Source organism: Geomicrobium sp. JSM 1781026, from assembly GCF_041949955.1.
In the GTDB taxonomy this organism is placed as follows: Bacteria; Bacillota; Bacilli; order Bacillales; family Marinococcaceae; genus Geomicrobium_A.
Genome location: NZ_JBHFQF010000003.1, coordinates 133,476 through 147,362 on the forward strand (window position 1 = coordinate 133,476; position 13,887 = coordinate 147,362).

General features: G+C 48.5%; 13 protein-coding genes. 6 read left to right on the forward strand and 7 right to left on the reverse strand.

What is annotated here, in order from left to right; all coding sequences use genetic code 11:
* Window positions 1-51 precede the first annotated feature (51 nt).
* Both ACE1TF_RS05960 and ACE1TF_RS05965 read left to right on the forward strand, forming a co-directional pair.
* Window positions 52-1,395 (forward strand): sigma-54 interaction domain-containing protein, encoded by a 1,344-nt coding sequence (locus ACE1TF_RS05960; protein ID WP_042404386.1) that lies wholly within the window; start codon window positions 52-54, stop codon window positions 1,393-1,395.
* Window positions 1,396-1,413: 18 nt separating this feature from the next.
* The gene (locus ACE1TF_RS05965) at window positions 1,414-2,295 is read left to right on the forward strand and encodes a LysR family transcriptional regulator (RefSeq protein ID WP_375015142.1); all 882 of its coding nucleotides are present in this window, start codon (window positions 1,414-1,416) and stop codon (window positions 2,293-2,295) included.
* Here the strand turns inward: ACE1TF_RS05965 and ACE1TF_RS05970 are convergent.
* The gene (locus tag ACE1TF_RS05970) at window positions 2,292-3,134 is read right to left on the reverse strand and encodes an HAD family hydrolase (RefSeq protein ID WP_375015144.1); all 843 of its coding nucleotides are present in this window, start codon (window positions 3,132-3,134) and stop codon (window positions 2,292-2,294) included. The two genes, ACE1TF_RS05965 and ACE1TF_RS05970, sit on opposite strands and share 4 nt — an antisense overlap.
* 199 nt (window positions 3,135-3,333) lie before the next feature.
* Between ACE1TF_RS05970 and ACE1TF_RS05975 the strand changes: the two genes are divergently transcribed.
* The 4 genes from ACE1TF_RS05975 to phnE (ACE1TF_RS05990) all read left to right on the forward strand — a co-directional run bounded on the left by ACE1TF_RS05975 (window position 3,334) and on the right by phnE (ACE1TF_RS05990) (window position 7,029).
* On the forward strand, window positions 3,334-4,224 hold the full coding sequence (locus ACE1TF_RS05975; RefSeq protein ID WP_042404387.1) for a phosphate/phosphite/phosphonate ABC transporter substrate-binding protein: 891 nt from the start codon (window positions 3,334-3,336) through the stop codon (window positions 4,222-4,224).
* A 356-nt stretch (window positions 4,225-4,580) separates the two neighbouring features.
* Window positions 4,581-5,432: a phosphonate ABC transporter ATP-binding protein gene (gene phnC, locus ACE1TF_RS05980; protein WP_081829494.1), complete on the forward strand. Its 852-nt coding sequence runs from the start codon at window positions 4,581-4,583 to the stop codon at window positions 5,430-5,432.
* Window positions 5,429-6,232 (forward strand): phosphonate ABC transporter, permease protein PhnE, encoded by an 804-nt coding sequence (phnE, locus tag ACE1TF_RS05985; RefSeq protein WP_052398882.1) that lies wholly within the window; start codon window positions 5,429-5,431, stop codon window positions 6,230-6,232. Before phnC ends, phnE (ACE1TF_RS05985) begins: the two co-directional genes overlap by 4 nt.
* Window positions 6,232-7,029: a phosphonate ABC transporter, permease protein PhnE gene (gene phnE / locus ACE1TF_RS05990; protein WP_052398883.1), complete on the forward strand. Its 798-nt coding sequence runs from the start codon at window positions 6,232-6,234 to the stop codon at window positions 7,027-7,029. Before phnE (ACE1TF_RS05985) ends, phnE (ACE1TF_RS05990) begins: the two co-directional genes overlap by 1 nt.
* 1,446 nt (window positions 7,030-8,475) lie before the next feature.
* Here phnE (ACE1TF_RS05990) and ACE1TF_RS05995 read toward each other — a convergent pair.
* The 6 genes from ACE1TF_RS05995 to ACE1TF_RS06020 form a co-directional block, all read right to left on the reverse strand.
* Window positions 8,476-9,381 (reverse strand): nuclease-related domain-containing protein, encoded by a 906-nt coding sequence (locus ACE1TF_RS05995; protein ID WP_375015148.1) that lies wholly within the window; start codon window positions 9,379-9,381, stop codon window positions 8,476-8,478.
* 69 nt (window positions 9,382-9,450) lie between these two features.
* On the reverse strand, window positions 9,451-9,981 hold the full coding sequence (locus ACE1TF_RS06000) for a hypothetical protein (protein WP_375015150.1): 531 nt from the start codon (window positions 9,979-9,981) through the stop codon (window positions 9,451-9,453).
* A gap of 15 nt (window positions 9,982-9,996) precedes the next feature.
* On the reverse strand, window positions 9,997-11,646 hold the full coding sequence (locus tag ACE1TF_RS06005) for a sodium:solute symporter family transporter (RefSeq protein ID WP_375015152.1): 1,650 nt from the start codon (window positions 11,644-11,646) through the stop codon (window positions 9,997-9,999).
* A gap of 1 nt (window position 11,647) precedes the next feature.
* Complete coding sequence (locus ACE1TF_RS06010) at window positions 11,648-11,914, reverse strand: hypothetical protein (protein ID WP_375015154.1); 267 nt, start codon at window positions 11,912-11,914, stop codon at window positions 11,648-11,650.
* A 118-nt stretch (window positions 11,915-12,032) separates the two neighbouring features.
* Complete coding sequence (locus ACE1TF_RS06015) at window positions 12,033-12,506, reverse strand: GNAT family N-acetyltransferase (RefSeq protein WP_375015156.1); 474 nt, start codon at window positions 12,504-12,506, stop codon at window positions 12,033-12,035.
* 53 nt (window positions 12,507-12,559) lie between these two features.
* The gene (locus ACE1TF_RS06020) at window positions 12,560-13,654 is read right to left on the reverse strand and encodes a CaiB/BaiF CoA transferase family protein (protein WP_375015158.1); all 1,095 of its coding nucleotides are present in this window, start codon (window positions 13,652-13,654) and stop codon (window positions 12,560-12,562) included.
* Between the last annotated feature and the right edge of the window lie 233 nt (window positions 13,655-13,887).

The window sequence follows — 13,887 nt, forward strand, 5'->3', positions numbered from 1 at the left end:
CATTCACTACAATCTTGATAAGATAGACAAAACGATGAAAGTTGGACCGTCATGAATCTACATAGCATCGTACATGCCATACAAGATGGGATACTCATCATTAACCGCGAAGGCATCGTCGAAAGAATCAATGAAGAATACACGAAAATCACGGGTGTAGAGGAAAGAGACATCGTCGGCAAACCGCTCCTCGATGTCCGCCCTGAAGCTCAACTTGTCCGAACATTACATGATGAAAACGTTCGCGTGGGTGTCCACCGTAACGTGAACGGCCGAGAATACGTCGTCGATATGGCTCCCATTTATGAAAACGGAGTCGTCGTCGGCGCAGTATCGGTATGTAAAGGGAAAGAAGAAGTGTTCAACCTTATGAATGACCTAAAGAAAAAGCAAGATACGATTGATCAGCTCGAGAAGAAAGTACAGGCCAGTTATCAAGCCACGTATACGTTTGAATCAATTGTCGGTCATGACCTTGGCTTGAAAGACTTCGTTCAGACCGCGAGAAAAGCAGCAGCGGTTCCATTCCCTGTGCTTCTCACCGGCGAAAGTGGGACAGGCAAAGAATTGTTTGCCCAAGCGATCCATCGTGCAAGTGACCGCGCCGATAAGCCATTTGTTCCGATTAATTGCGCCACCATTCCGGCTGATTTGATGGAGAGTGAATTGTTCGGCTATACGAGCGGGGCGTTTACGAGTGCGAAACATGCGGGCAAGATCGGACTGTTTGAACTCGCCACAGACGGAACGTTATTCCTTGATGAAATTGGTGAATTGCCGGTAACTCTGCAAAGCAAGTTGCTCCGTGTGCTACAAGAAGGGACGATTCGCAAGATCGGCGCGTTGAAGGAACAGCACGTGAATACGCGCATTATTGCTGCGACGAACCGCAATGTCGGGGAACTCGTTGCTCGTGGGGGATTTCGCGAAGACCTCTATTACCGCTTGGGTGTATTAAACCTGCATATCCCGCCGCTTCGCGAGCGCAAGCAAGACTTGGAGCCGCTCGTTCGCGGCTTTTTGCAAAAACATGCAACCTACCACCCCATTCACATTGAACCCCGGGCTTTTGACCAGCTCGCCGCTTACGATTGGCCGGGGAACGTTCGGGAGTTGCACAATGTGTTGCAGTTTAGTTTAAGCATGATGGACCGACGGGACACGGGATTGCATACGGTTCATTTGCCCGCACCGCTCGGCAATCACCGCGAACATTCCCGTTCGAAAGTAGGGTCCCTTCGTTCTGAGCTAAACCGAGCGGAATACGAGGTGTTGTCCGTCGCTTTGAAAAACTATGAAAGCACTATTGAAGGCAAACGAGCGGCTGCGCAGCAGTTGAACATTTCGCTAGCAACGCTCTATAACAAGCTGAAAAAACACGGGATGAATCCGTAATCTAAACCGGGGGCTTCTATGGACATTCGACATTTAACCTACTTTACCGAAGTCGCAAAGCACGCAAGCTTTACGAAAGCAGCAAGCACGTTGCACGTCTCCCAACCTTCGTTAAGCAAAACGATCAAACAGTTGGAGCGGGAATTAGGGGTGCCGTTATTCTATCGTTCTTCGAAAGAACTGCGCTTGACCGATGCGGGGGAAGCGGTACTCAAAAATGCGCAAAATGTGCTGGATGCGTTTCATAACTTGAAAGGGACGTTAAGCGATGTAGTTGAACTAAAAAAGGGAGAGATATCCGTTGGAATCCCTCCCATCATTGGGGCTGCATTTGTTTCCCCGCTCATTAGCCATTTCATTGAACATCATCCACTCGTCGACTTACGCCTCACAGAAGTTGGCAGTCTTGCGATTAAGAAGGGGATTAACGAAGGCTCTTTAGACGTCGGCTTTATATGTAACGTGCCGCTCCAAAATGAAGACTTTGAATGTCGCCCAATCCTCCACGATCCGCTCGTCGCTGTCATGCACCATGATCACCGATTCGCCTCCGTTGACGAGATTGCCATGAATGACTTGGAGAGCGAGCCGATCATTCTATATCGGAATGACTTTTCCTTGCACAAAGCGATCGTCGAGGAATGTTTGCGGAGTGGGTTTTACCCGAATGCCGTTTGCGAAAGTTCACAGAAAGATTTCATGATGCAAATGGTCGAGGCGAAGCTAGGCATCGCCTTGCTGCCTTTGCATATCGCCAAATCGATGAACCCAAGCGCATTAACGTACGTACCGCTAAGTGAAGATCCGCTTCATCTGGAACTCGTGATGATTTGGCGAAAAGATACGTACTTGCCATTCGCCGCCCGGGCGTTTTTAGAGGAAGCGAACCGTCACTTTTAATGCGTGTCGTGCATCTCTTGAATGAGTTCAGAAATGCTGCGAATTTTGCGGTCGCCGTATTGCACCGCGCCTTCTTCCAAATCAATATAGATGGCTTTCATCCCGATCGCTCCAGCGGGGATAATTTCGTTTAAGTAGTTGTCTCCAATGGAAAGCGTTCGTTCAGCTGACGCATCGTAGCGCTCCATAATTGTCTTAAACTGCGCTTTCGTATGTTGGGGTTTGCCAGCAGAAGTGACGACATCGGTGAACACGTCGGTCAAGTCGAGCATACTGAGCAGACGCTCCACGTCATCTGGCGTACTGTTTGTGAGCAACACGATCTGCTTCTTTTGACCGAGTGCTTGAAGTCCTGTACGTAGCCCTTCTATCACTGTCAATTCAAACTGATCGGTCGCCATATATTCTTTCGTCTGATGGTAGGCTGGTTGAGGGTCGCTCACTCCGTAGTGTCGTGCCGCTGCATTCGGAAGCCACCATCCATCACCAATGGCAATGAGTGTATCAAAGTCGAAGCTTACCGCACCCGGGTACACGGCTTTCCATTGTGCGGTTGGCACAAGGCCGCCGTCCCAGTCGGTCACCCCGCTGACTTGGCCTGTAAAGGGATCGGTTTCAACGACCCAGTCTCGCACAACGTCGTACGCTTTGCCGATGGAAACCGCATGGTTTCCTTTTTTCATATCGTCATAGTCTTGAAAAAAGTTGGCTCGTTTTTGTTCGGACAGTTCTTCTGACAGGCGTTTGGCGTAATGGTCGAAGTGGTCGGTATCTTCATAGAGGGTGCCGTCCAAGTCGAAGATGACGAGATCAATGTGTTTGAATGCGTTGTCGTGCATGGTTGCGCCTCCTTGGTCTTTTGTTTTAACGTAATCGATTTTGCGATTCTCGTCAATTTCTCCTATAATGATTGTTAATTTTGCGCATGTTTTTGTAAATTGTGTATAAAAAGTGAAGAAAGTTGTGGTAGAATTGTGTGGATTCATGTCGCACTAGCGACGCAAAATACATATCTTTCGGGAGGGGGAAATCGTACCAATGAGAAAGTATACGATTGCTGGTTCAGCAGTTCTCATGACGACGATTTTAGCAGCGTGCGGAACAGGGGCAGATGAAGTGCCTGACACGCTATCTATGGGGTTTGTTCCATCGCAAGATGCTAGCGAGTTGGCGGATACCGTTCAACCGGTAGCAGACAGATTAGCTGAGGAGCTTGGCATGGATGTCGAGGCTGAAGTTGTAACGAGTTATGTCGGTCTCGTTGAAGCGATGGGCAATGGCACGGTTGACATCGGATTCTTACCACCGCTTGGCTTTGTCCAAGCTGAAGAAGCACACGATGTTGAGGTGATGCTCAAGTCCGAGCGTTTCGGGGATTACGAGTACCTTGCACAGTTTAATGTAAGCGCTGATCGTGACGATTTGAACAGCATGGAAGACTTGGTGAACACAGAAGGCCTAACGTGGGCGTATGGGGATACGTCTTCAGCAGCAGGTTATTTGTTCCCGGCAAATGACTTGATGGATGCGGGCATTGACGACTTGAACAACCACTTCCAACACTTGCAACTTGGCGGTCATGATACAGCTTTAATGGCTGTTCTTGACGGAGAAGCAGACTTCTCGACGTCATTTGATGATGCGCGCGAGAACTTAGAAGAAGACTATCCAGACATTATGGAAGACATTAAGATTATTGAGTACACTCAACCGATTCCAAACGACACAATCTCTGCTCGTGCTGGATTGGATGAAGACTTGAAAGACGAAATCATTGCTGCATTTCTTAGCTTTAATGATGACGAAGAAATGCTAGAAGTTCTTGATAGCATTTACAACTGGACAGGCATTGCAGAAGCAGAATCAAGCGACTATGAAGTCGTACGCGACACGTATGAGCGCTTCCAAGAAGAAATTACACTAGACTAGTTGGAGGGGAGGTTCTCTCCCCCAGATTGGCTAGAAGCTATACTTTTTATAAAAAGCACTTATTTCGCAGTGCTACTCAATCAATATTTTGCCCATTACTTTTGAGCTAAAAAACAAAATATAGTATTCATATTGTGCAAAATAAAAAGGGGTGTAATGGTGGAGACGCCTACGGGATTAGCGTTAGCCGAAGATCATCGTGCGAAGCGCGATAGCTGAGGCAACGCCCGTGGCAAGCGTAGCCAGTACACCCCTACACTTCTATAAAAACAACATCTAGGGTTTTTAACAGCCTGTGGGGAGGTTCTCTCCCCTTTTTTTTAGAAATTTTTAACAGAAAGTAGGAAGAACGCTTTATGATTGAATTCAAAAACGTTTCTCTCACCTATCCAAATGGCCATCAAGGACTTAAGAATGTGAATTTGGAAATTAACCAAGGCGAAATGATCGTCGTTGTTGGTCTGTCCGGCGCCGGTAAATCAACGCTGATCCGCAGCATGAACCAACTCGTTAAACCGACTGAAGGAGAGCTGTTAATCGACGGGAAAAACTCCCTCAAGTTTAACGAACGCGAGCTGCGTGAAATGCGCACCGACATCGGAATGATCTTCCAAAGTTACAATCTTGTCCGCAGAATGAGCGTCCTTCGCAACGTCTTAAGTGGTGCACTCGGTCGTACAAACACGTTGCGCAGCATTCTAGGACTATTTAAGAAAGAAGACAAACAACTCGCGCTTGCCAGTCTTGACCGCGTTGGCATTGCCGAGAAAGCGTATTCACGTGCCGATCAACTTTCCGGAGGACAGCAACAGCGTGTCAGTATTGCCCGTGCCCTCACCCAGAAGACGAAAGTCTTCCTCGCAGATGAGCCGGTCGCAAGCTTGGATCCACCGACGTCACACATCGTAATGAAAGATTTACGCCGCATTAACCGCGAAGATAACATTACGATGATCGTCAACTTGCACTTTATCGATATGGCTATGGAATATGCGGATCGCATTATCGGCATGCGCAGTGGCGAAGTCGTCTTTGATGGTCCTGCATCCGAGGTGACTGAGAAGACGTTTGAAGACATTTATGGTCGTCCAATCAAAGAAGACGACATGCTTAGTGAAGATGCCGGAGCTGCAGAAAACGATATGCCGGGCGAAGATTTGGACGCCAAAGGAGAAACTGCAAGTAGCGAGGAGGCTGATTCGAAGTGAATCCAGCTTCCAAGCCGGGCAACTTCCCACTCATTCCCCGGCGGTCGAAGATCAATATTTTATCGGTACTCGCCGTCGTCGCACTTTTATACATAATCGCAGCTTACGTGACAAACGCTGCACCTGACCGCGTCATCAATGGATTGCCACAAATCTTCAACTTTGTTTTCGGCAACCTGATTCCTCCAAACTGGAGTTACTATGATACAGTCGCCGGCAGTTTGTTAGAAACGTGGAACATCGCACTACTCGCAACTACACTATCTGTATTTTTCTGTTTGCCGATCGCTTTTTTATCCGCGTCAAATATTAACACAAGCTCCATTTTGTATAATATCGTTCGCTTTGCAATGAACGTATTGCGTACGATCCCTGACCTCGTGCTCGCCGTAATCTTTGTCGGGCTTGTCGGAATTGGGGCCATGGCCGGAATCTATGCCCTATTCTTCTTCTCGGTCGGAATTTTAGCGAAGTTAATTAGTGAAACGATTGAATCGATTGATCCAGATCCACTTGAAGCCATACGTTCCACTGGCGGCAACACGCTACAAGTCATCTGGTATGGGGTCATGCCTCAAATTCTCCCGCATTACATTTCGTACAGTCTGTACGTGCTCGAGATAAACGTCCGTGCTTCCGTCGTCCTCGGTTTCGTCGGCGCAGGCGGGGTCGGCCTCATCCTCAATCAGCAACTCAACTTCTTTAATTACGGGAATGTCTCCATGATCATCCTCATGACCTTCGTCGTCGTTACCTTGATCGATGTTGTGAGCATTCGCTTAAGAGAGAGGATCGTCTAATGAGAGAACTCCAAATTACCAAACCAAAAAAGCCGCCAATGTATTGGGTGAAACTCGGAAGCATCGTTGCCTTTATCGTCCTAGCCTACTCGGTCGCATTCACGAGCATGGACCTCACATCCACGTTCCGCTTCGACCAAGCCGTGAACATGTTGCAACGCCTCGTGCTCGGCCCGTTCACGCACGACGTGGCTATCTCACGTATACCTGAACTGTTTATGATGATGATGGAGACCGTTGCCATCGCCTATGCCGGGGTACTCGCAGGTTCAATCCTCGCGATCCCATTCGCCTTCTTTGCCGCACGCAACATCGCAAAGAAAGGCTCGATCGGCGGAAAAGGCATCCTAAACGGCATCCGCTCATTCCCTGAGCTTTTGTTCGCCATCATCTTCGTATCCGCAGTCGGAATCGGCCCGCTCGCCGGTGTACTCGCCATCACGATCAACTCCGTCGGCATGCTCGGTAAACTCTATTCCGAAGTCATCGAGTCGATCGACCAGAATCCGATCGAAGCACTACGCGCCAGCGGCGCCGGCAAACTACAAATCATGTGGTACGGCGTGTTGCCGCAAGTCTTGCCTGAATTCATGAGCTACGCGCTTTATCGTTACGAAATCGACCTCCGTTCCGCCACCGTACTCGGTATGGTTGGTGCCGGCGGTCTCGGCGCCCCGCTCATCATCGCTTCCCGTTCCCGCGAATGGGAGCAAGTCGGAATGATGCTCATCATCATCATCGTCGTCGTCACCGTCGTCGACATTTTGAGCCGCAACATCCGAAAGCGCATCGTGTGATGTGGTTATGCTAGACGTGTGATGAGTCCCGAGGTAGTACGCTTTGTTAAACCCCCTCCCCGCCCGCAAATCTGCGTGCGAGGCGGGGGTTTTTGTGTTTTTTAGGGGGAGGAATAGGGCGCTTGGAGCTGGAGCTATACCCGATAGGGCTAGGCTTTAGGATGGGTGCGCGAGGGGAAAAGGCGAAAAGCCTATTTGCTGTCGGCACCGGGGGTGCCGAGGAAAAAGCAGTGTCGTTGTGGAACCATGGGGTTGGCTTCGGCACCGGAGGTGCCGACGTGTCGATAGGGGTTAGGATGGCTCGGGTTTCGGGGGTGCAGCCAGTTTGGCCGACGCGACCCTCCTAGCCGGAACAAAAACCGGCGACTCACGCGTTCTTGTCCGGACAACCCCCCTAGCCGGAACAAAAACCGGCGACAAACGCGTTCTTGTCCGGAGAGACCCCCCTAGCCGGAACAAAAACCAGCGACAAACGCGTTCTTGTCCGGAGAGACCTCCTAGCCGGAACAAAATCTGGCGACATCCGCGTTCTTGTCCGCACAGACCTCCTAGCCGGAACAAAAACCGGCGACTCACGCGTTCTTGTCCGGAGAGACCCCCCTAGCCGGAACAAAAACCAGCGACAAACGCGTTCTTGTCCGGAGAGACCCCCCTAGCCGGAACAAAAACCAGCGACTCACACGTTCTTGTCCGGACAACCCTCCTAGCCGGAACAAAAACCGGCGACTCACGCGTTCTTGTCCGGACAACCCTCCTAGCCGGAACAAAAACCGGCGACTCACGCGTTCTTGTCCAGACAACCCTCCTAGCCGGAACAAAAACCGGCGACTCACGCGTTCTTGTCCGGACAACCCTCCTAGCCGGAACAAAACTGCGTGATACGGGCTGGCTTACCTTAACATACCGGCTTGCTGTCGGCACGAGTCGTGCCGAGGAAAAGGCGGTATCGGTTAGACCTGGGGCCTCATGCACAGGGGTTGGCTTCGGCACCAGAGGTGCCGACGTGTCGATAGCTATTGGAATGTGCTTCACTAACGCTGATAGGCTCCAGTTCGGCTCTTCGCTCCCAGGTTCTGGTAGACTACTACCGATAACTGCCCGGTTCGGCTCTCCGCTCCCAGGTTCTGGTAGACTACTACCGATAACTGCCCGGTTCGGCTCTTCACTCCCAGGTTTTGGTAGGCTACTGCCGATAACTGCCACAGTTCGGCTCTTCGTTCCCAGATTCCGGTAAGACACTGCCGATAACGGCTCCATTTCGGCTCTCCGCTCCCAGATTTTGGAATCCCACTACCGATTACGGCCCTGGTTCGGCCTTGCTATTCCACATTTTGGTAATCCACTACCGATACGGGCTCCATTTCGGCACGATCTTCCCAGATTCTGCTAGGCTACTGCCGATATCCTACCCATTTCGGCACCGCAGACGAAATAGAGTCATTATTTTCATTGCTTGTGTCTGGCTATAAAGTAAGTTCCTCTATTGCTTCCTTTTTTTGTGCATGTTTTGATAAGCAAATTTCTAATAAACCTTCTTTCTCCCTCTCCACCGCACCAATCGAATATGGCACTCGTAGTTAGTTTTCGCTCGGGGAAAAGTTGCACAAATTCATGAATACTTCGACTGATGGCTACATGGACACTCTCTTGTGCTTCACATTTCATGCACTGAAAATATCGTCTTCGACGCTCCATCATCCCGGGACATCGCAAGCACACAACTCCTTTGCGTAGCTGATCATAAGAATACGATTGCTGTAGCGCAAAGGGATTGGTTGTGAGTTGCTTGAATGTTAATTTCGCGGCGAGTGCATGATGGCTTTTTGACAAAGGGGCAGTTGAGGCGTTGAGGGTACACAAAAATCGGTCAAGTTGAGATGTGAAAACGGCAGGTAGTTGCGGTGGGGCTTGATACAGCATGAATTCTGGGTTCATAAACATGAGGCGGTATTCAATAGGAAGTGTGTAGCCAAAGCTTTGGAGCAGCTGGCGCAGGAGGGTAACGCATCGTTGCAATTGGTGAAGCGGGTTTTTGATTTCATGGCCGCGGAGCGTGGACCAATAATCTCCATCCACTTTGTAATCTCCGCTATAATTTTTGGCATCAAGGATGAAGATCTTTTCGGGGAAAATAATTAAAGTATCTACTTGAAACAATGACTGTTTGTACTGGAGCCATAAATCATTGAGAATAATGCAGTCGCTCGTTACGGAATTGAGCCACTTGTCGAGCTGGCATTCGCCAACAAATCCTTTTTCCAAGCTATGCAAGTGCTCGGGTGCGTCAAGACGCATTCGTTTGTTCAACAGCCTTAACAACGTCAGTTCTGCTGATTTTTCTCGCTCGTCCACGTGTCACTTCCTTTCATGAAAAGTTACTCTCATTCTACTATAAAAAGGAGCTAGAGGGGTTCCCTCTAGCTACACTAACAAATAATAAATGCTAACAAAAAATAGAAACGACATAGCGACAGACAAGTACGCTCTCGTGCGTCGGAACTGCTGCGTCACTTCCATTACACGCACACACATGAGATACATCCACACCATTCCAACCAAGAAGGCTACGATTAGAAAACTGTTGGCGTACTCGATGAGTAGCGGGACGCCGAGAACACCTGGTATGAGTACGACGGGCATACTACGGTTCACTTCCCGCATTTTTCCCGGACCGCCGAAGCCACGTGCACCGGCCCAAAGAATTAACGTTAAGCCAAATTTTGTCACGATCACCATAAGGATCCCTAAACAAACGAGAAGTGTTGGGACAATGGCCATACCGATGAGTAACGAATCAAAGCTTGTGATGACCGAGCGATTGAGTAAGATCGCAATGAGCCCAAAGGCTACGCCAATCAGAATTAAAATGATACGGCTATAGTAGGTTCGTTTGTCTGATTGCAAGTACATCTCAAACGCACCACGGTCAAGGGCAATCATACGTAATACCATTTATCATCTCCTCCTTTACATATTCCATGGAATTAACGCCCACACCGCAACGACAAAACAAACAACAACAGCGACAGCGGGGCCAATCTTGCTGTTGTATCGATATGACTGAACATCTTTCCAACCGTGAATTCGTTCAACAAGCGCATGATCTCTATCTGTCGTTAAGCGAGACTTGAACTTAGGCATTCTATTTGTGACGTACGATACGACGATCATAATGATAAAGCTTAATGGCACAGCGAACATCGCACCAGAAATGCCCATTTCATTTGTTACATGGTGGTCTGTGAGGACAAGGCTCGGCACTACGAACGGAGACAAGAGAATATATACAATGCCTCCGATCACCGATGCTGCGATCGCTCCATAGCGATTGGCTTCTTTCCACCAGACGCCCAAAATGACGAGCGGCGCGATGGTCACACCGGCAAGCCCGAATGCCCAGAATATACTGACAACGAGAAATGAAGGTGGATTGACGGCTAGCAGTATGCTGGCGATTCCTCCAAGGAAAATTGCCACATAGCCTAAACGTACTTTTCCTTTTTGGGTTAACGTCGGTCGCAACGTCGTAATAATGTCTTCAGATAACAGTGCACCGATGGCTAGCAAGTTGCCGCTTAGTGTGGATACACCCGCTGCGATTGCCCCAGCGATAACGAGTGCAGCTACCCACTCAGGATTATAAACAATATTCAGAATCATCGTCAGCTTGTCGGCATCTCCTGCAGAAACGACAAGCCCTTGTGTTTCCGTCGCGTATACGCCAACAAATCCCATGGCGTACGTAGCTGAGAAAACGAGACCGGTGATAAATGCGTACCAAACCATTGCTGACCTCGCACTTTTCAAACTTGATGCTGTGTATACCCGCATCGCCAAGTGCGGCAAACCGAGTGCACCGATTGTGAGTGCAGGAATGAGGGCAAAGAACCATTTGGATGGATACTGATAATCAAAAAACGTCGGAAATGACTCAAGCATGGCTGGAACCATGTCTGAATAGAAAAGTGGTGGGAAAAACCAGCCTGCGCCTCCTAATGCCTTCATAATTGCCCCGAGTGGCACGATAAACATAAGGGCGATGATGACCATTTGGATAGCTGCATTATTCGTTGCGCCTGTCATACCGCCAATCGTAATGTAGCCAACGATGATGATCCCCCCAACGAACAGTCCCCATATATACGGTACACCGAGAAGTGTTTCAAACGCGACCGCTACACCGATCATTTGACCGAGGGCATACATAATGGAAATAATGATCATGAAAACGGCTGCGATGATACACGCCCGCACACCGTAACGCTCACGAATGAAATGAGTTGGAGAAATGACCCCCATCCGCCGTAAACTCGTTCCGTAAATAATTGTAATTAGCGGAATCGCCAAAATGAGCTGAATCCATAAGATAATGAGCGGCATTTGTAGATTAAGAATAAGCGCTGTAATTCCTAAAAATGTTGCCAAACTCATATACGTCGATGACATCGCCAACCCATTCGTTAATGCCCCGACTTGACCTCCGGCGACGTACAAATCTCGTACCGACGATTGTTTACGGTTGGACAGATAGCCAACAACATAAAACAATAGAAATGTCGCAGCAACTACGACAAGCCCAATGACGGGGTTGGATATTTGCCAAATCTCTTCATTCATGTCAGCTCACTTCCTTTCTCGCTTCGTCTTCTGTAACCTCATTCTCAATGTCATCGTCCAATCGATTCCCCATACGCCCTGCAACGATCGTCAACCCCCAAACGCCGAACCAGCCGAAAAGAATTGGAATGATGTAACTGACCGGAAACCCGAACAACAGCACCCCTTCAAACGGAAATACAGAAAAAAACAACCCAACATTCCCAACAACGATAAATGCTAACGCCATGAACAATGTGAACTTGACTTCTTTTTTGTACGTACGCAACGGCTCATCCTCCTTTTTTGTAAGCGGTTACAATTATACAATGCAAGTTTTGTACCAGCTTTTGTCGTTGAGTTATTGCTATTTGCATAAAGAAAAGATGTAAAGTGTATAGACACCTTTACATCTCTTCCATTAACAAAAATTCTGCTTTAGGGGGTCCCGGATTATTGAAGCGATCAACCGTAACAAAATTACACTTTCGGTATAAATTAATGGCTCGTTGATTGCTCCGGTTCACACTTAAACGAAAGCGATTCGGTTCAAAAGTTTCTCTACCATAGTGCAGTCCAACTTGGAAAAAGGATTGTCCGTACCCTTGCCCAGTGAAGATGGGATTCATGCCGAGGCCGATGTCAAGGGCGTCGCTTTTGTATACGCTATCCTTCTGGCCGCCGGGTACTTGTGCGTCATGACCGTAGCAAAAAAATCCGTACACCGTCCCGTCGGGGCAATGGTATACGTAATAGTTTCCATTTAACAATTCTTCAATTTGTTCGGGTACGTTTTCTAAGTTGTACATTGAATACGGCGGTTCATACGTCCAACTAATAATTTCTAGAGCCGCAGCTTTTGACATCGACGCGATCGTCATCGGGCATGTTCCTTCTATTTTTCCTTTAACATAGCTTAATTTTAGGCGATTGTCTACAGGTCTGAGGCATGATGTCGAAATTGTCCAGCATCTCCGGAGAATTTGATGGGAAAACCGGTTTGGAGCAGTTTGCCGAGTGCTGGGTGCTCGGTTTCGATGATCATTTGCCGTGCTTGGACTTGCGGGTTATTGATGGATTCGGCAACGCTAAGCACCGGGCTGACACACGTTTCTTCTATTGTGAGTTGTTCTATCCACTCGTCTCGTGTTTTGGTCTTGAATAGGTGTGCGAGTTCTTGTTTCATGGATTGTTGAACGTCCGCATTCCCGTTTAGTTGATCAATCCAATCTTCTTTTCCGATGCGTGAGCAGAAGTTCTTCCAAAATTTCGGTTCGAGAGCGGCGACGGCAATGTAACGCTCATCTTTCGTTTGATAAATCCCGTAGCACGCTTTCTGACCGGTAAGGCGGGTGTTGCCTCGCTCGGGTTCTGCACCACCGGCAAGGTATCCGTGTGTGACCGATCCGAGTAACGACATGACTCCGTCCATCATTGATACATCAACGTAGCGACCCGTACCGTCCTGACTGCGACTGACGAGCGCCATGAGTATGCCACTGAGCGCCATCAGCGCCCCTCCTGCGATGTCGGCAATTTGTACACCAGGCACGGCAGGTGGGGCGTCTGTATTTCCAGTAATGTCTACTAGACCAGAGGTTGCAATGTAGTTGAGGTCATGACCGGCCATGTTTTGGTACGGACCCGTTTGTCCGTATCCGGTGAGCGAACAGTAGATGATTTGCGGGTTGATCTCTTTCACGGTTTCATAATCGAGGCCGAGTCGTTTCATTACCCCTGGGCGAAAACTTTCCATAATCACATCTGCTTGTTTGCACATGTCGAGCAGTGTGTTTCTTCCTTCTATTGTTTTGAGATTCAGTTGAATGCTGTTTTTGTTTCGGTTTAGCGTTAAGAACCGGGTGCTCTGTCCGTTGATGATCGGTTCAGTCTCCCGGCCGTAGTCACCAGTCGTAGGCGCTTCGATTTTTGTCACTTCTGCACCGTAATCAGCCATCATCATCGTGCAATATGGACCGGGCAATAGGCGCGTGAGGTCGAGCACACGAATGCCATGAAGTACTTGCATTGACGTTTCTCCTTTTTTATTTCAGCTTATCCAAACAGGGAATTTCTTACACTTTGGAAAACTGTTAAACCAAAAATCAGCAAATCTATGTAAATATGTAACGAAAGTCAAACAATATCGCCATTCCATTACAACTCGATTTCAATCAGGTTAAATTAGAAGAATTTGCTTGTCTTTGGTTGCGATTGGTTGTTACGATTCACGTTGTGGAATGCGGTAACTGATTAAGACCA